General features: G+C 45.1%; 17 protein-coding genes. 3 read left to right on the top strand and 14 right to left on the bottom strand.

What is annotated here, in order from left to right:
* Positions 1-119 precede the first annotated feature (119 nt).
* The 5 genes from SYNPCCP_RS13085 to SYNPCCP_RS13065 all read right to left on the bottom strand — a co-directional run bounded on the left by SYNPCCP_RS13085 (position 120) and on the right by SYNPCCP_RS13065 (position 3936).
* Positions 120-1484, bottom strand: a complete 1365-nt coding sequence (locus SYNPCCP_RS13085; RefSeq protein WP_010873703.1) for an ABC transporter substrate-binding protein — start codon at positions 1482-1484, stop codon at positions 120-122.
* A 176-nt stretch (positions 1485-1660) separates the two neighbouring features.
* Positions 1661-2521, bottom strand: coding sequence for a Tic22 family chloroplast protein importer (locus SYNPCCP_RS13080; RefSeq protein WP_010873702.1), 861 nt, complete (start codon positions 2519-2521; stop codon positions 1661-1663).
* A 202-nt stretch (positions 2522-2723) separates the two neighbouring features.
* Positions 2724-3062 carry a 30S ribosomal protein PSRP-3 gene (locus tag SYNPCCP_RS13075; protein WP_010873701.1) on the bottom strand — a complete coding sequence of 113 codons (339 nt, stop codon included), beginning with the start codon at positions 3060-3062 and terminating at the stop codon, positions 2724-2726.
* Positions 3063-3127: 65 nt separating this feature from the next.
* The gene (gene pth, locus SYNPCCP_RS13070) at positions 3128-3712 is read right to left on the bottom strand and encodes an aminoacyl-tRNA hydrolase (protein WP_010873700.1); all 585 of its coding nucleotides are present in this window, start codon (positions 3710-3712) and stop codon (positions 3128-3130) included.
* A complete protein-coding gene (locus SYNPCCP_RS13065) occupies positions 3709-3936 on the bottom strand; it encodes a DUF2811 domain-containing protein (RefSeq protein WP_020862075.1) in 228 nt (75 codons plus the stop codon). Before SYNPCCP_RS13065 ends, pth begins: the two co-directional genes overlap by 4 nt.
* A gap of 541 nt (positions 3937-4477) precedes the next feature.
* On the opposite strand from SYNPCCP_RS13065, the gene SYNPCCP_RS13060 reads away from it, so the two are divergent.
* From SYNPCCP_RS13060 to panD, 3 genes are read left to right on the top strand one after another with little or no spacing between them, the layout of a single operon-like run.
* Positions 4478-4696, top strand: coding sequence for an NAD(P)H-quinone oxidoreductase subunit O (locus tag SYNPCCP_RS13060; protein WP_010873698.1), 219 nt, complete (start codon positions 4478-4480; stop codon positions 4694-4696).
* A gap of 37 nt (positions 4697-4733) precedes the next feature.
* On the top strand, positions 4734-5708 hold the full coding sequence (gene mdh / locus SYNPCCP_RS13055) for a malate dehydrogenase (RefSeq protein ID WP_010873697.1): 975 nt from the start codon (positions 4734-4736) through the stop codon (positions 5706-5708).
* A gap of 50 nt (positions 5709-5758) precedes the next feature.
* Positions 5759-6196 (top strand): aspartate 1-decarboxylase, encoded by a 438-nt coding sequence (gene panD / locus SYNPCCP_RS13050; protein WP_010873696.1) that lies wholly within the window; start codon positions 5759-5761, stop codon positions 6194-6196.
* A gap of 57 nt (positions 6197-6253) precedes the next feature.
* Here panD and SYNPCCP_RS13045 read toward each other — a convergent pair whose 3' ends face one another.
* The 9 genes from SYNPCCP_RS13045 to SYNPCCP_RS13005 all read right to left on the bottom strand — a co-directional run bounded on the left by SYNPCCP_RS13045 (position 6254) and on the right by SYNPCCP_RS13005 (position 16580).
* Positions 6254-6703 carry an NUDIX hydrolase gene (locus SYNPCCP_RS13045; protein ID WP_010873695.1) on the bottom strand — a complete coding sequence of 150 codons (450 nt, stop codon included), beginning with the start codon at positions 6701-6703 and terminating at the stop codon, positions 6254-6256.
* A 49-nt stretch (positions 6704-6752) separates the two neighbouring features.
* Entirely contained in the window at positions 6753-7208 is a 456-nt protein-coding gene (locus SYNPCCP_RS13040) for a thiol-disulfide oxidoreductase DCC family protein (RefSeq protein ID WP_010873694.1), read from the bottom strand.
* A gap of 5 nt (positions 7209-7213) precedes the next feature.
* Positions 7214-7975 carry a type I methionyl aminopeptidase gene (gene map / locus SYNPCCP_RS13035; RefSeq protein ID WP_010873693.1) on the bottom strand — a complete coding sequence of 254 codons (762 nt, stop codon included), beginning with the start codon at positions 7973-7975 and terminating at the stop codon, positions 7214-7216.
* A 157-nt stretch (positions 7976-8132) separates the two neighbouring features.
* Entirely contained in the window at positions 8133-9314 is a 1182-nt protein-coding gene (gene bioF, locus SYNPCCP_RS13030; RefSeq protein WP_010873692.1) for an 8-amino-7-oxononanoate synthase, read from the bottom strand.
* A 293-nt stretch (positions 9315-9607) separates the two neighbouring features.
* The gene (locus SYNPCCP_RS13025) at positions 9608-10060 is read right to left on the bottom strand and encodes a group I intron-associated PD-(D/E)XK endonuclease (protein WP_010873691.1); all 453 of its coding nucleotides are present in this window, start codon (positions 10058-10060) and stop codon (positions 9608-9610) included.
* Between the two features lie 827 nt (positions 10061-10887).
* The gene (locus SYNPCCP_RS13020; RefSeq protein ID WP_010873690.1) at positions 10888-12684 is read right to left on the bottom strand and encodes a hypothetical protein; all 1797 of its coding nucleotides are present in this window, start codon (positions 12682-12684) and stop codon (positions 10888-10890) included.
* A gap of 32 nt (positions 12685-12716) precedes the next feature.
* Positions 12717-14336 (bottom strand): hypothetical protein, encoded by a 1620-nt coding sequence (locus tag SYNPCCP_RS13015; protein WP_010873689.1) that lies wholly within the window; start codon positions 14334-14336, stop codon positions 12717-12719.
* A gap of 80 nt (positions 14337-14416) precedes the next feature.
* Positions 14417-15193: a class I SAM-dependent methyltransferase gene (locus tag SYNPCCP_RS13010; protein WP_010873688.1), complete on the bottom strand. Its 777-nt coding sequence runs from the start codon at positions 15191-15193 to the stop codon at positions 14417-14419.
* Between the two features lie 85 nt (positions 15194-15278).
* Positions 15279-16580 carry an FkbM family methyltransferase gene (locus SYNPCCP_RS13005; protein ID WP_223211287.1) on the bottom strand — a complete coding sequence of 434 codons (1302 nt, stop codon included), beginning with the start codon at positions 16578-16580 and terminating at the stop codon, positions 15279-15281.
* Between the last annotated feature and the right edge of the window lie 79 nt (positions 16581-16659).

Here is a 16659-nt window from a genome sequence, read left to right as displayed (position 1 = left end):
GATCGAAGTTGAAAAACGCCAAACCGCTCTAAAAGAAAAGCCCCCTGGAGCAACCGATGGGGGCCATTAATGGTTAATTAAAACTGATCAAATTGGTCAAGACAATTTACGGAGAAGTACTAGGAACCGGAACCGGGGGTAACTTTATCGATTACCTCTAGGGTGCCATCCCCTTTCACCGTCCAGACATCGTAAGTACCTACCACATCACCATTTTCGTCGATGTCCACATTGCCGCTGGCTCCTTGGTAATTAATGTCCTTGCCTTCCCGCACCATGGCGATCGCCTCACAGGCATCGGTCACTTCTTCCCCTGGACCATTGGAGACATCCCGGATTTTGCTCTGGATCCCCGCTCCTGTATTAGATTTTGCAGCTTCTGCCGCCAACATCATCAAAACAGTGGCATCGTAGGTGTGGGGCACAAACGCAGTTACGTCCTTACCGCCAGTGGCATCTTTCCATTGGGCAGTGAAGGCTTCCAGGGATTTGCCATCGGCACCGGGTACCGTACCCAGGGCCCCAGATAAAAGGGAAACTCCATTGGCATCTTTGCCTACTTTTTCAACGAAATCGGGGGAATAAACGCCATCCGTTAATAGTAGGGTGACTCCATCCATTAAGCCCTGGCGGTAGGCCGATTGCACCAACACACTCCCCGTATCAGCATAAAGAATAGCCGCCACAGCGTCAGGACTATTGGCAAAGCCCTGGGCCGCTTCCGTATCCAACGTTGCCGCCTTGGGATCGTAGCGCACCGGGTTATCTTTATTGGTCACATTACCGCCATCGGCGGTGAAGGATTCCACAAATACTTTTTCAAACCCCACACCATAGTCATTGTTGATAACCACGGTGGCGGCGTCGGTAAAACCTTGTTTCTTGGCCAAGGCAGCTAGGGCCTGGGCTTGGTACGTATCGGGAGGAGCGGTACGGGCCCAAAAGCCTTTAAATTCGCCCTTCTTGGCCTGGTCAGTAAACACAGGACTAGTGCTGCCCGGGGAAATCATCATAATGTTGTTTCTCACTGCGATGGGCACCGCCGCACTGGAAACGCTGCTGGCAAAGGAACCTACCACGCCAGCTACCTGATCCGCTTCTGCCAATTTGGTCATGGCGGAAACCCCTGCGGTGGGATCGGTTTGATCATCTTCAATCACCACCGTTACGTCTTGGCCATTGACGCCGCCACAGGCATTGATGGTATCCACCGCCAATTGCACCGCTAAAGGCATATTTTGCCCGATGGAAGATAGATCCCCCGTAGCCGGCAGCAGGGCCCCTAGTTTTAGCGCTCCTCCTTCTCCCCCGGTGCTGGGTTGACTAGCTCCGTCCCCAGGGGTAGGTTCTGGTTCAGCACAGGCAAACATTAGTCCGGCGGTGGTGCCAGCAAGGGCTAGATTCAAGGCGATCGCCGTCAACCGACGACGGGACTGGGGCCAAAATAGACGCATCCTGAAAAAATCTCCCACAAGGTTATTCATGGGTTAAATATAGTTAGCCATGGTCCCTTCGGCAACCCAGTGTGGTGACTTCATCAATGCAGGGCCAGGGGGGGATAATCCATCAAAGTTATTTCCCATCCTTCCCCCCTGATTCGAGGTAAGTGGTAATTTATTTGCCCCCATTAAGCCCTTAGATTAGAGATAAACTCCAGGGATTACTTAGGTTGTTGGGCGGATAAAGAACGGATAAATTGAATGGCTTCCTGGGTAGGCACAATGCGGATTTGCTTGAGCATGGCATCGTCACTGGTTTGTAAGGTAGAAATAACATTCTCCATGGCAATCACGTCGATCACGATGCTGTCGGCCATGGCAGGTTGCTCTTGCTTAAACCGTTCCACCATTTGCTGAATTTGACTAGCCTCCAGGAAGAAAGGAATAATTTGCTCGTTTTCCTGTTGGATAGTAAGGTAACCTTGGTCTTCTCCCCCTCTGGCTACGAATAGGGGTACTCCCCCTTGGTATTCAGAATTGGGCATTTGCTGAGCTGCTTGCACCTGGGCCGGGATGGGCACATAGGCAAAACCCAGGGGGTCGGTCTGGTTCGCATTGGCCTGGGCAATTTTCACTACTTCCCCCAGGGAAACGGGTTGAACACTGACCTGGGAACCAACGTCGGGTTTTTGTTTTTTCAGTTCCTGTAAAAAGCCATTGGCTTCTTGTTGACTAATGAAAACACCGGTAACTTTTTCGTTGTCATTACCGACGGCCACTAAGGGGGCTCCCTGGGCATCCACAATGGTAAAAACCGGCACCCCTTGAAGAATTTTGACTACCTCTTCGGTGGGCAAGGCTAAGGCCTGGAGGGTGGTACCTAACCAGGTACCAATCGCGGTGGTACCAATCAGACCGAGGGTTGCGCCGATGCGGAGTAAGGATTTCATTGTTGCTGTCGCCTCAAAAAGTAATGACAATAAAAATATTGATTTAATCTTCACGAAAATCTTGTTTTTTAAATGTCTGCGGGCCAAGGAAAATGGCGATCGCCGAAAAGAAAAGGTTTGTAGCCAAGGCATGGTCAGCCCTCCCAAACCAGAGGCTATGACAGTCTGGCCATGGGGAAGTTCCCCTCGACCTTACGGTAGCATATCGATTTTTTGAGGCGCCCAGGGAGGGAACAGTGCTGTTTTTTGACTGTCCCCAGGGAAACAATTTCTCCGCCACAGCCAGTGGATATCGGAATATGAAAATATTTTTTCTTCCTCACCCCGGGGGGATTTAGTTACTGCCGCTGAACACCACTTCGGGGAATTTACCCTGGGCCTCGGCCATGGAGATTTGTTTATTTTGATTTTTCAAGTCCTGCCAGAAGTTGATCACCTCGGTGGCCTGATTGAGGACGTTAATGCGGTCCGCTTCGGCGATCCAATGTTTGGCTTCGAGTTCGTCTTTCAGTTGTTGCCAAGCATCGGCCCGGGGCCAGAAGAAGTAGGAAGTGAGGGGACTAGTGCCTTTGCCCACAATTTGATCCACGGCGATCGCCACGTTTTGATCGAGCCAGAGGACTTTAAGAATGAAACTGGTGTGTACGGTAGATGCTGCTTCGGCTGTAGTCACAAGCGAAATTCCCAAGAAATGTAATAATTTGCCGACTTCCCATCATACCCCATTAATCCCATTACCTAAGGGCAGACGTCACGATTATTAAATAAACTCATGGTTTTGGCAATGCCATGGTGCAGACTATGGGCGATCGCCTCCGTGGCCAGGTCTAAGCTTTTCTCGACGATGGGTAATTCCGACGGGCTAAATTTGCCTAGCACATGGGCGATGGTGTCTTTACTGCCGTCACTTTTGCCAATGCCTAACCGGAGGCGGGGAAAATCCTGGGTGCCCAAATGACTAATCAGGGATTTCATCCCGTTATGGCCCCCGGCGGAACCCGTTTGTCTCAGGCGTAATCGGCCCAGGGGTAAATCCATATCGTCATAGACCACCAGCACCGACTGGGGGTCGAGTTTGTACCAGTCCACCACCGCCCGCACAGCTTGGCCAGAGCGATTCATATAGGTACGGGGTTTGAGCAAACAGGTTTTTTGTCCGGCCATTAGCCCTTCGCCAAACCAGCCCTGGAAGCGCTTATGGTCATACCAAGAACACTGCCAGGTGATCGCCAACGCATCCACCACCGCAAAACCAATGTTGTGGCGAGTTTGATCATATTTCGGCTCAGGGTTACCCAAACCCACAATTAACTTGGGAATCATTCGGCAGTTTGCAATAAAGTTTCCAGATAGACCCGGGCACAGGCTTTGTAACTGGTGGACATGGGTTTGGTGCCGTAGCCTCCCTCATTTTGCAGCAGGAACAGGGACAGGGCAGCGGAAAACACCCGGTCTAGGTCCCAATGGGGATGTTTATCCAGATAGGTGGTCAAGGACTGGTGCAGGTCTTCGGGAATTTCAGCAAAAACACTAACGGAGGTATCCATGGTTCTTCTCTCTGTCAAAGGGCGGAGCTGCTTTGGGGAATAACTTGGCCGGCTGAAGATTACGGCCCCACACCCAAAGTTTTTCTGCTGTGTGCCCAATAGTTTTATCGAGGAATTCCCCTGGCTGTCAATGGCGGAAAATTTTGCCCCGGTGGGCATTTCTCATTTTTGCTAACGAAACTATAGGAATTTGAGCTATTTTTACTTAACTCAACTTAACAATAAAAGGGCTTTAACCAACTCTCTCTAATTTTTTCTGGGATTCCCCAGGCGGCGATCGCCAGAAAAATATTCCTACTATCCCTAGCGTCAAAACCCTAAAAAATTCCCCCACCCCTAGGGTGCCCACGGCCCAGTCAGGGTTAAGAAATAGCCTAAAAACCTTAACCTCCTGGGGATAAAATCCGCTAACTGGGGGAATCACTGGGGAAAGTCTGGGGAATGGCCTGGGGAGAAACTAGCCAAAAATAAGAATTACAAAATTTTGGGGTTATGTAACAATTTAGAGTTAATTTCCCAGTCTCCCAACGAGGGCAAAACCATGGCCGCTAAAATGAAAAAGGGCAGTTTAGTGCGGGTTATCCGCGCACAATTGGAAAACAGCCTTGAAGCCCAAGCCAGCGATCGCCGTTTACCCGACTACCTTTTCCATAGCAAAGGAGAAGTGTTGGATTTAAACGAAGAATATGCCCTAGTGCGATTTTATGTCCCTACCCCCAACGTCTGGCTGCGCTTAGACCAAATCGAAGCCCTGGCTTAGGTTGCTTTTCTCCACCATCAACACCCCGGAGGGTGCCATGAATATTTTGGAGTATGCTCCGATCGCCTGTCAGTCCTGGCAGGTTACCGTGGTCGGCGCTGGCAATGTGGGGCGGACCCTTGCCCAGAGGTTAGTGCAGCAAAATGTCGCCAACGTAGTTTTGTTGGACATTGTGCCAGGCTTACCCCAGGGCATTGCCTTGGATTTGATGGCCGCCCAGAGCGTGGAGGAATACGACAGCAAAATCATTGGCACCAATGAATACGAGGCCACCGCCGGCTCCGATGTGGTGGTAATTACCGCTGGTCTACCCCGCAGGCCCGGCATGAGTCGGGATGATTTGTTGGGCAAAAACGCCAACATTGTGGCCCAGGGGGCCCGGGAAGCATTGCGTTATTCCCCCAACGCCATTTTGATTGTGGTCACCAATCCCCTGGATGTAATGACCTATTTGGCCTGGAAAGTAACTGGTTTACCTTCCCAACGGGTTATGGGCATGGCGGGGGTGTTGGACTCGGCTCGGCTCAAGGCCTTCATTGCGATGAAATTAGGGGCCTGTCCTTCTGATATCAACACCTTAGTGCTGGGCGGGCACGGAGATTTGATGCTGCCCTTGCCACGATACTGCACCGTCAGCGGGGTTCCCATTACCGAATTAATACCCCCCCAAACCATTGAAGAGTTGGTGGAGCGTACCCGTAACGGTGGGGCTGAAATTGCCGCCTTACTACAAACGGGCACAGCCTATTATGCGCCGGCCTCTTCCGCTGCGGTGATGGTGGAGTCCATTTTACGCAATCAGTCTAGAATTCTCCCCGCCGCCACCTACCTTGATGGTGCCTATGGATTGAAGGACATTTTCCTTGGAGTGCCCTGCCGTTTGGGGTGTCGAGGAGTGGAAGATATTCTCGAAGTGCAATTAACCCCTGAAGAAAAAGCTGCCCTCCATCTTTCTGCAGAAGCAGTTCGCCTTAATATTGATGTGGCGTTGGCCATGGTTAGCGACGGTTAACACGATAACGGACAGTGCCAATACCGTTTTTTCACCGAGGTTAGGGCTTAATGGGGAGCATTCGTTTGATGCACGCAAAATTACATCGGGTCTGTGTGACGGAGGCCAATGTTAATTATGTGGGCAGTATCACCATTGACCCAGTAATGTTGGAGCGGGTGGGATTGTTGCCCCTAGAGGAGGTGGATATTATCAATCTCAGCAACGGTAATCGCTTTTCCACCTATGTCCTGCCCGGTCAAGCCCATTCCAAGGAAATTTGCCCCAACGGTGGAGCCGCCTTGCTTTGTCAACCAGGCGATCGCCTGATTATTTTTGCCTACGAACTGTGCGATCGCCGTGAGGTATTACAAAAGGGGCACCAAGCTAAGGTGCTAGTGACCAACGAAAGTAATGAAACGGTGGATTTTTATTTACAAGAACTGATACCCAAGGAAGATGGGGTGAAATTCATCAACAATATTTGTTCGGAAGCCATCCCCCATTGAATTTGTTAGATTTGCACTATTGGTCTAGAAGGAGCCAAGGAACTAATGCTTTGCCCGTTAGTCCCCCAAATAATTCCGGTGGGGATCGGGGCGTTGACGATAATAGCGGTAGCGGCGATAATCCCGCAAAATTTGTCCATGATCAAAGCAAACTGGGTCGGGAAATTCCCACAAATCAAAAAAGCCAACGGTTTTAGCATCGTCCGCCGCTTGGGGTTTGCCGGTGGCCGCCGCCAGGAATACCACACTGAGGGTGTGTTGCCGGGGATCCCGGCGGGGATCTGAGTAGGCATAAAACATTTCGATAAGCTGGACGTCCAGGGAAATTTCTTCCTTGGCTTCCCGCAGGGCTGCCGCTTCTAGGGTTTCGCCGTAGTCCACAAAGCCTCCGGGCAGGGCCCAGCCGTGGGGCGGATTTTGCCGCTCAATTAATAAAATAGGTCGGCGGGGTTGATCAATCATTTCGATGATCAAATCCACCGTGGGAACTGGGTTACGAAAATTCACGACTATGCCTGTATTCTTTTCAATGGCCTTCAATTATTGTCGCAAAAACCTAGGGCTTACCCTCAACACCACTGGTAACCGGCAATGCACAACCATCGGTGGCACACATTCCCTTTTCCCGCTGGGCAAGGATTTCCGCTAGGCTTGACCGCCCAGTCCAGCTCAAACGGAGATCGGCCCAAAAGTCGTAAATTCTATCCACCAAGGGTCCGATAATGGGCCAACGGGTGGGAGCATATAGCCAGCCGATACCGAGAATTTCGTAAACTTCTCGGAAAACGGCCACATTTTTTACCACACTGCCGTCAGCCTTCACCCCATGGATACGGGCCATGGCATCCTCAAAACTGACACCGCCATGGTCTAGGGGATTGTAGTCCGGCTGAGCAATGTCCACAAAGTTAACTAAGCCCCGGCCCTGGTCTTTACTACGGAGAAAATTAACTTCCCTCAGACAAAGGGGACATTCACCGTCGTATAAAAGTTCGATTTGCCAACTTTTCACCGTATTTACTCCCCTAGGGTCAAAATTTCCACTCCATCTTCAGTGACGGCAATGGTGTGCTCAAACTGGGCGGAGAGCTTACCGTCCTTGGTGATGGCAGTCCAACCATCATCTAGTAATACCGCTTCCCAGGTGCCTTCATTGATCATGGGCTCAATGGTAAACACCATCCCTGGGCGTAATCTTTTGCCTTTGCCTGCTTTGCCATAATGGGGAATTTGGGGAGCGGTATGGAAAATTTTGCTAATGCCGTGGCCAACAAAATCACGAACAACGGAAAATCCCTGGGCTTCAGCGTGGCTTTGAATGGCGGCCCCAATATCACCAATTTTACCGCCGGGTTTAACTGCTTCAATGCCTAGGCGTAGACATTCTTCGGTGACTTTGACCAGTTTTTCTGCCACTGGGCTGGGAGTACCGACAAAAAAGGTGCGGGAACAGTCGCCATGGTAGCCGTCCACAATGGGGGTAACGTCAACGTTGATGATGTCTCCTGCCTGCAATACCCGTTTGCGGTGGGGAATGCCATGGCAGATAACTTCATTGATGCTGGTGCAAATAGACTTGGGGAAACCGTTATAACCAAGGGGGGCGCTGATGGCTCCGTGGGCTTTCGTCCATTTTTCCGCTTCGTCATTCAGCTCTAGGGTAGTTATGCCCGGTTGCACCATTGGCGCTAGGTGATCAAGTAGGGCCGCCGCTAGTTGGCCCGCCTGCCGCATTTTTTCTATTTCTCGGCGGGAAAGGAGGGTAATAGTGTCGCCCATTGATAATGCTTACTCTTACTGTGAAAAATCAAAAGATATGGCTGGTTTCACTTTCAGTTTAACCAAAACCTCTACTGAGTTCACTGTCCCATGGCGGGGATGTGATGTTCAAGGGGTAAGTAGGGAGACTGACAACTATGCACCGTCAAAGGCAACTCTAATTGGGGTAATAGTGGTCCAGTACTTCTAATAGTTGGTCAATGTGCCCTGGGGAGTGGGTGGCCATGACCGAAAAACGTATTCGACTGTGGGGAACCGTGGGGGGACGAATGGCCGGGGCAAAAATGCCCTGTTCTCGTAAATGCTTGGCCATTTCCAGAGCCATGGCTGGATTGGCGGCCCCTACCCAGAGGATGGGGGAATTAATTGGCGATCGCCGAAAGTTTAATTTTGTCAGACTTTCCAACCCTGTGGCTAGGTAATCAACGTTGAGCTGGAGTTGGACAATGCGTTCTGGTTCCCGTTGGATCAGTTGGATGGCCGCCAGGGCAGCGGCGGTGTCAGCCGGTGAAAGGCCGGTGGTATAAATCCAAGTGGCAGCTCGATTGCGCAGAAAATCTATCAAAGATGCACTACCAGCCACATAACCCCCCAGGCTCCCCAGAGCTTTACTGAGGGTTCCCACCTGAATCCAATCTCCCACCGGTAACTGAAAGTGTTCTCGACAGCCCGTGCCCATTTTTCCCATAGTGCCAGTGCCATGGGCATCGTCCACTAGCAACATGCTTTGAAATTCTTCGGCGATCGCCACTAACTGGGGCAAGGGACATAAATCGCCATCCATACTGAACACCCCATCACTGAGAATCAAACAACGACGGTGATTGTCTCGATGTTTCATTAATAGATCGGTCAAAACCTCTGGGCACCCATGGTCATAGTTAATTACCTTGGCTCCACTCAACTGGGCTCCACGCTTCAGACTGGAATGGTTATATTCGTCCGCTAAAATCAAATCCCGTTTACCCACCAACGCCGTGATGGTGCCCAAATTAGCCAAATAGCCAGAACTGAACACCAAAGCGGCTTCCGTCCCCTTCCAGCGGGCAATGGCCTGTTCCAAGTCTTGATGGAGCTGACGGTGGCCACTCAGCAACCGGGAACCTGTACTGCCGGTTCCCCATTCGGCGATCGCCTTAATGGCCGCTGTTTTTAGGTGGGGATGGCTAGCTAAGCCAAGATAATCATTGCTAGCAAAATTAACTAGCCGTTGCCCCTCCAACTTAATTTCTGGCCCTGGCCCTTGGGTAATTATCTGGGGATGGCGATGCCAATGGGCCCGCTGAATAGTTTCTAGAGCATCGTCTAGCCAAGTGTAGGCAGTGGAACCAGTAGCCATAAACTTTAGATTGAATAAAACAAACCCCCCAACCATTATCCGGCGGGGGGAATTTTTTTCTTTTTTTTTAATGGCGGGAGGCGGATTTGAACCACCGACCTTCGGGTTATGCTTACCAACTACAGTTTTCACTGCCTGACTCTGTCAGTTTGTGGTCTGGACTTTCTCTTCACCCTCAGCTTTTCTGTTAGGGTGTCTCCCATTAAGTCTCTACACCTTCCCAGAAACACCAAGCATTCCTAGGTTTGGCTCGGGATTACCATTTGAAAGGCTTCCCCGAATTTGAGAGATAATCACGCAGAAGTTTCCTTTTGCGCAGCCCCTTTTTGCAAGATGAGATGCCAAGCCTCTCGGTAACCGAATGACCTTGGTTTTCTCTGACGCTTATCAGTTTCGACCAGGTGAATTTCACTGCCGTAACTGATAAAGACATCAACCGGGAAGACGTAAAACAGCTCAAGTTCTTCGACGTAGGCAACAGCAAAATCAAAGTCATTCCCACGATAAGGAGATCTAACAATGTTTCTTCTGTTTGTCCTTGTTCTGCGATTGTCAACAACATAGTTGCCAGTCTTTTCGCTGAACCAGGAGCTTTTAACCTGCACCTTCAGAAGGATCCCTTCGACATCAAAGACCAAATCGTAAGAAAGACGGTCTCCCAATGGCTTCAGAACCCCCCAACCAAGCTTCAATGCACGAAGAATGGCGGCTTGCTCTGCAATGTCACCCTTAAGCTTAGTGCTCATGGTTTACATCTTGCGACCTGAGCCCGACGAGCTACCAGACTGCTCTATCCCGCGTCGCTTCGAATATCATAACTGATCGGGGGAATTTTTGCCAAACTTTATTTTTAGGGCAGATTCATCCCATAGTCTATGCACTGAAGAGTAAGAATTTTAGGGATTTTCGAAGTATACGGGCGGTACTTTACTGCAATGGTCACAACTAGATGACATGACGCGATCAAATACGGGGAGAGTCGCAAAATTCGGCGGCAAAGTGGATTGTGGTTTTGGCTTAAGAGCAATTTTTTGTCCCGAGCTGGTCTTGATATAGTCTTTACGGACTAATTTTCTGTTTTCCTGCACTAGCAAAATTAGAATGTGTTTGAAAAGTTTTGCTCAATCCCTTGCTGAGCAAACATTTGAGTATGTTTTGATAATAAACGCTGAAAACCCTATTTAGTAGGGCTTAGAGCCTAATTTTCAAACAAGCTGTCACTCAACTACCCCTCTTTCCTGAATCTCGGAAAGAATATTTTTCAGTACTACACAAAAAGTCTTACTGTGGAGGCATTTCAAGATTTTCAAGACTCGATAACCATGGGCGCTAGTATTTTATGAAGTACACAATCTAAATACATTGTTGTTAATGGGCTTTGAGGGTTTGCAAAAAATCAACTTGCCCAGTCTGACAAAAGAGAAGTAAAAAAAATAAGAAACTTTTTATGCATTGCTAGATTGAAAAACGCTACAAACGTAGAAAGATGTTTCTTTATTCGCTTAATCCTCTTTATTCTATTTTTTTGTTACTTTAACCGCCTCCAGCAAACCTGCTAACAAGCTAATGTCAATTACTCTTGAGGCTGAAAATAAATACGTGGAACAGAACCGCAATAATCACAATCTGGTGGTGGCATCAAATGTTCAAAAATAACAGTGGTGGGTAAATCTAGAGTTGGTTGATCGTTTGTCTTAGGCTTTAGATAAATTATTTCTCCAGCCGTGGTCTGGAACTTCTCTTTCCTGACTAATTGCCCTTGCTCTTCCACTAGTAAAACAACATCTTGGGGTTCAACTATTCTTTCTGGTTCCCAGGGGAAGTAAAAAAATAAGCCGTCATTTTTACCGGATAAAACAAACTTCCGATTGCTAATTACTTTATCCTTCCACTGTTCAGGCTCAACTACATCTGAATTAAGACGGTAAGTCCTTGGAGAAAATTGCCAATCATCGGGAAAGTCATATATTGATTCCAACACAACTGGTAAGCTCCAGTCAAAGGGATTAATTTGCTTACCCCAGACCAGACTGGGTGCTTGCACAAGGATTATTGTTCCCTCCTTGATGTCAGGAACTAAGGTAAAAACATCATGCCAAAAAGCCTGTTGATATTGCCAACTCATTTTATAATATTGCTGAACGCTGATCGAGAAGGTTAACAAAAAACTGAGGTAGACAGACAATAATAAAATTAATAATGTATGCCAAAATTTATGCACGCGGGTAATATAAAAAGCAATACCCCAAATACAAGCAAGAATCAAAGTAATGCCCAAAGCTGCAGAAAAATGAACTCGGGAAGCCCGACCATTGATATCGTGAACAGATAAAAGTAATGCAGATGAATAACCTAGAATAGTCATCAGTAATCCTGTCCCTGACAACTTCCAAAATTCTTGAAATGTATTTAAATCTGCTGGGATATCATTTTGTAAAAACTGTTTATTGAATAAATACCTTAGAACGATAAAAAATAATATTAATCCAATACAAAAAATAATAATATTCTCTACCCTTGGGGATGAAATTACTTCGATGGGACGTTTGAAAAACGAATAAAAAGCTATTAAGGGACCCCAGAAAACTTGATATACAACTTTTTGGATAAGCTGAAGTCCCGTTATCCCACTTATCCTAGATTCCCCAGCTAATTTTCTGAGAAATAAATAGATGGCAAGAATTATTGTTAAGGTTAGAAAATGATAGAGTTTTTCCTTTTTTGTACTTTTGGGGTGATTAAGCAGGGGGGCAGTCAAAAAAATCAAGAATAAGCTTTCGTAATCTAGCAGAGATAGAGTTGCAAAAACATAGCTGATTGGCTTCCTAAAATAGTTTAATTTATGTTTTTCAGAAGAAGAAACGTAAACGTGAAAGGCAATGAGAAGAAACAACAGAGCGGTTTGGATACCGATTAAATGTTGTAAAAGACCAAATGTTGTATCGGCAGGATATAGGACAAAAAGTAAACTAGCAATGATTGCCACATTTTTATTTTTTGTAATTTTTTTTAATAAAGAATACCAAAGACAAGCATTTAAACTTAAAATCGTAAATCCAATTAAATATAGGGCCCTAATTCCTCCGAGTTTTGCCCCGATAAAGGGGATAAAGGTAAGAAAAGTCATATGGAGTGGACGACCCTGCCAAAAACTACCAAAGGAAGCCCTAAGCCTAATCCAGTTTTGAGCTAAATTATTTGAGATAGCTGTACCACTAAATGCCCAATCATCTTCGTAAAGTCCAAAATCATTAATGAAAAGAAAACGAGAAAAAAATACAAGGGAAATAATAAAAAGATAAGGAAAAATAAACTGAATATTGAAGTGCTTGAAATAATTGGTAGTCCTGTTTTCGGAAAAGTTAATCATACAAATTGATCGTAATATATATAATTGTTAATTTATTTTTTGCAGTAAAGAGTACTGGGGGCAAGACTAATATCAAACCGTTTCATTTGATATTCTTTTGGAGAAAACCAATCTATATTACTTTTGGCAAAATCATCATCTAAGCCATCAAATATCACTATTGTCTTAATATCACCTTTATCATGAATATCCAATAATGTTCCGTTATAGCTAGGCAAGATTGCCTTGGGGTCTAAAAAGTTCCACACAGCTTCAGTATCAGCCAATTTATCAGAGTAAAATAAACTTCCTTCTAATCCATAAGTAACAATAAACAATTGTTCTCGATGCTTTACACTTCGTAGAACTTTTTGTAGAGCGTCTGATACTTCATAACGAACTTTAGGATTAAGAACCACTAAAATTGGATCTGGTTTCTCTGAGCATATTTCAATTTGGTCTATCAGCTCATTCATATATTGTTTTTCTTGAGATTGTTGGGAATAAATATCCCAAGCTAATGGTGATTGATTAAAGACAAGTGTAAATAATAAACAAGAGACTAGCAAAACACCAAGCCACCTACAACTATCACCAATGAGCGACAAAATCTTAGACAATAAAAGGGTGGAAACAAGAATAAAAGGAAATAGATAAAAAGCAGCTATGATCCCTGATTTTGTATAAATTAAAGTTTGGGGAATTAGAGAAATGAAGAGCAGAATAATAAAAGGAATTATTTTTTTTAATGTAACTAATAATGAATGATGAGTTAGGCGAGTTGTAACAAAAAGAATTACAATGCTTATTATGATAGGCAGAAAATAGCTTTGTAGTAATAGATCTTTTGATGTTCTAAGAATAGCAAATAAATCTAATGTTTCATTATCAACGCCAGCGTACCCCATACCGCTAGTTCCCAAGAAAAAAACTATATAGGTAAGCTCTAAAAACATTACTGCTAATAACACTCCTACAAAAATCCTATTGGTATCAATTGATTTCCACAGGGAAGTTTTTTGAAAATCGCTATAAAGCCAAACCTTAAGAGAAATTAAAGTCGGTATAAAGATAATGTAAGACTCTTTACACAAGGACATTATTATAATTAAAATAATAGCAATTACGGAGTTGATTTTTGAATATTTACTATGATTACAGCTTAAACCAATAAATAATAAGGCGGCCGACAAAAAAAACATACCTTGAGCATCGGGTATCATTGGCCTAACCCAAATTTCTGATTGCTTTCCTAGCAAGGTAGATATCGGAAAAAATAAAGAAACCGGGATTGAAAAAAATAAGATTCGTCCAAAAGCAAACAGAAAAAAAGATGTAAAAGCTCCCAGCAAAGTAATATATGAAAACCACAAAAATGAGTTAACTCCCAGGAGTTGGGTGATGGTCACCACTTGCAGCTGAAAATAAGGACGAAATCGCTGGATACTTCTGTCATGATTAATCCATATTTTTGCTGTTTCCCAAAAGCCGTGATTATCGAGATCTTGTTTCATCACAGGAATCTGATGATCGTCAATGAAATAACGAAAGCCAGAGTTCAATAAATCACTATAGGATGCAGTTATAAAAAATATGCCAATAAATAATAATAGGGCTAAGATACTGACAAAAAACTCATTGTTTGTATTGGTGATTTTTGGCAACTTATTCATGAGTTAAAATATATTAAACTCTTGATTCGATAGCAATTTTTTCGAAAAATAAAAACCCAACTAATTACGCTAGCTTGACTTTAAGGTAAAAAATCAGGATCGGAATCTAAACCATAGTAGTCTCTATCTGTAAAACGATGAACTATGCCAAAGGAAGTCGATTCATCCAGTGTGGTGGTTTTGGTCAGTATAAAATCGTCAATTTCCCTTTGATGAAGCTCCGCGGCTAAAGCCTGTCGAATAAAATTTCTGTAGTTAAAGGCAAATAGTGGTCGGGCTAAATAAGCTTTGTTCCAACCACATAAAAACATGGATAACTTATGTTTATTAGCCGACAAAAAAGAAAAGGCCGCCTCCGTTAATTGAGGATACATAGGATTAAAAAAATCATCTAAAACTATGATGCCGTCATCTGACAATAGTTGTTCGCACAATTCAAGATCATTAATCACAGCCCTGCCCGTATGTTCACCATCAATATGAAGCCAACGGCAACTAGAACGCAAATCACCAAGGGAGTGGAGTGTTACTTGATAAGACGGTTGCTGAATATAATTCCCTCTGGTGCCCAAAATGGGAGCAAGGTTGGCTTCTGCGTCCTCAATATAGCGCGTGCAATCGATTAGAACAAATTTTTCTGTTTCTTTAAGGTGAAGGGAGGACATCAAAGCTGACAGACCTTTGTAAACTCCAATTTCCAGCATATTGCCATGGATACCATGGGTATTTTGAAAACTTAGCAAAGCATCCCAGAGAGCCGCACTTTGTTCCAAGAAAAAACCGGCAATTCCCCCCTGCAATTGCTTAAATTCACCTAGCTTAGAGAGATACAAGTAGTTGTCTTGAAGTGATAGCATGGGGGATGATGTGGAACTCCAGGTGAACTTTGTTGATTATGACTACTGACGAATTTTTTTGCTCCATTTAGTATTTAGGGACAAGCTACGCCGCAAAATAGGTGGCGGGCATAACTGAATTGCACCATTTTAAAGCCTGGCTAAAGATTTCGTAATCCTGAAAGAAGAAAACATTGCCCCAAGAATTTTCTAAGGAATAGTCCGAGTTGCAGTAATAACTGACCTCGTGCTGCCCCCAGATGCGATAGATGATTATATGCCAGCGGTAATCCCTTTGTCGCATAGCTGGCACCATATCCACTAGATGGTTCATGGCCCCGGTTTGCCCAAAGGGGAAAGTGGGATCCCAAAATTCGGCCAATACCACTGGGTAACGAAAATTTCCCATGCCCTTAATAACTTCTAGGTCAAATCCTTCTGTATCAATTTTGACTAAGCCAATATCATCAGGCAGAGTTCCCGCTTCATGCAAACTAGCGATGGTTTTGACTTCCACTGTAATACTGTCATGGAAGACTAAGCCTTCAGTGAGGGAATGGCGAGTCAAACTGCTATAAAAAGTGGCATCATCAAAGATTTTGTCTTCCGTTTGATCCACCACTAGGTGTAAATTCCTAGTCTCATTGGCGGATCCTAGGGCGTAGCCAAGAGCATGGAAATTGCTATTTTGTCCCAATCTTTCCTGCAATTTGGCTAATACTGGCGGGAAAGGTTCAAAGGCATAAACTTCGTAGCCAGTCTGTAACAATCTGGCGGAGACATCGCCCCGGTTGGCGCCCACATCGATCGTCCGTCGGTGGGGAAGATAAGAGTAGAGATAAACCATCAACTCAATGTCGATCGCCTGGAAATAGCTGGGATCGGTGACTACTTTGAATTTTTGATCATGGACATCAGCGGCAATCTGAGCTAGGGTTTCTCGTAAGAAAACGTCTTGCTGTTGGCTGTTTTCCTGTAAATCCAAGAACTTATCAATTAAAATTTCTTGGTAGTGCTGCAGATTACCCAAAACAGCCTGGAACTCTTGGTGGAGCAGTTGATACCTTTGCTGGGATTCGCTCCTGATATTTTGAAACTCTTGATGAATATAACCGTTACTCCTCTCTGATTCTTCCCTAATTCTTTGAAATTCTTGATGGATAGCATTAATCATCTGTTCGACAATAATTTGTCTTTGCTGTCCACTTTCAACTAAATATTTAATGGTTCTAGCTGTATCGAGGGCAGACTTAATTAGAAATATTTGATTTTCCAAAATCTGATTAATATTTCTATTTTTTTGCTCTAATTCTAATCTAATTTCTTCCAGGTTTTGATCGGTGGTTATTTTAATTTGGTCAACACTTGCCTGGAGGTCATCTAATTTCTGTAGAAAAAGATCTTTCAATACCTTGATTCTCTGAACGATACGATTATTTTTTAATAATTGTTTAATCATTATGATTAGGCTTGGAATAGAAAGGAAT

It is taken from the genome of Synechocystis sp. PCC 6803 substr. PCC-P (assembly GCF_000284455.1).
In the GTDB taxonomy this organism is placed as follows: domain Bacteria; phylum Cyanobacteriota; class Cyanobacteriia; order Cyanobacteriales; family Microcystaceae; genus Synechocystis.
This window is presented reverse-complemented; position numbering and strand designations above follow the sequence as displayed.

Bases quoted from the DNA above. Each gene is read 5' to 3' on its own strand.
- SYNPCCP_RS13085 (WP_010873703.1), bottom strand. From the start codon at position 1,484: ATGAATAACCTTGTGGGAGATTTTTTCAGGATGCGTCTATTTTGGCCC.
- SYNPCCP_RS13080 (WP_010873702.1), bottom strand. From the start codon at position 2,521: ATGCCTTGGCTACAAACCTTTTCTTTTCGGCGATCGCCATTTTCCTTG.
- pth (WP_010873700.1), bottom strand. From the start codon at position 3,712: ATGATTCCCAAGTTAATTGTGGGTTTGGGTAACCCTGAGCCGAAATAT.
- SYNPCCP_RS13065 (WP_020862075.1), bottom strand. From the start codon at position 3,936: ATGGATACCTCCGTTAGTGTTTTTGCTGAAATTCCCGAAGACCTGCAC.
- SYNPCCP_RS13060 (WP_010873698.1), top strand. From the start codon at position 4,478: ATGGCCGCTAAAATGAAAAAGGGCAGTTTAGTGCGGGTTATCCGCGCA.
- mdh (WP_010873697.1), top strand. From the start codon at position 4,734: ATGAATATTTTGGAGTATGCTCCGATCGCCTGTCAGTCCTGGCAGGTT.
- panD (WP_010873696.1), top strand. From the start codon at position 5,759: ATGGGGAGCATTCGTTTGATGCACGCAAAATTACATCGGGTCTGTGTG.
- map (WP_010873693.1), bottom strand. From the start codon at position 7,975: ATGGGCGACACTATTACCCTCCTTTCCCGCCGAGAAATAGAAAAAATG.
- bioF (WP_010873692.1), bottom strand. From the start codon at position 9,314: ATGGCTACTGGTTCCACTGCCTACACTTGGCTAGACGATGCTCTAGAA.
- SYNPCCP_RS13025 (WP_010873691.1), bottom strand. From the start codon at position 10,060: ATGAGCACTAAGCTTAAGGGTGACATTGCAGAGCAAGCCGCCATTCTT.
- SYNPCCP_RS13020 (WP_010873690.1), bottom strand. From the start codon at position 12,684: ATGATTAACTTTTCCGAAAACAGGACTACCAATTATTTCAAGCACTTC.
- SYNPCCP_RS13015 (WP_010873689.1), bottom strand. From the start codon at position 14,336: ATGAATAAGTTGCCAAAAATCACCAATACAAACAATGAGTTTTTTGTC.
- SYNPCCP_RS13010 (WP_010873688.1), bottom strand. From the start codon at position 15,193: ATGCTATCACTTCAAGACAACTACTTGTATCTCTCTAAGCTAGGTGAA.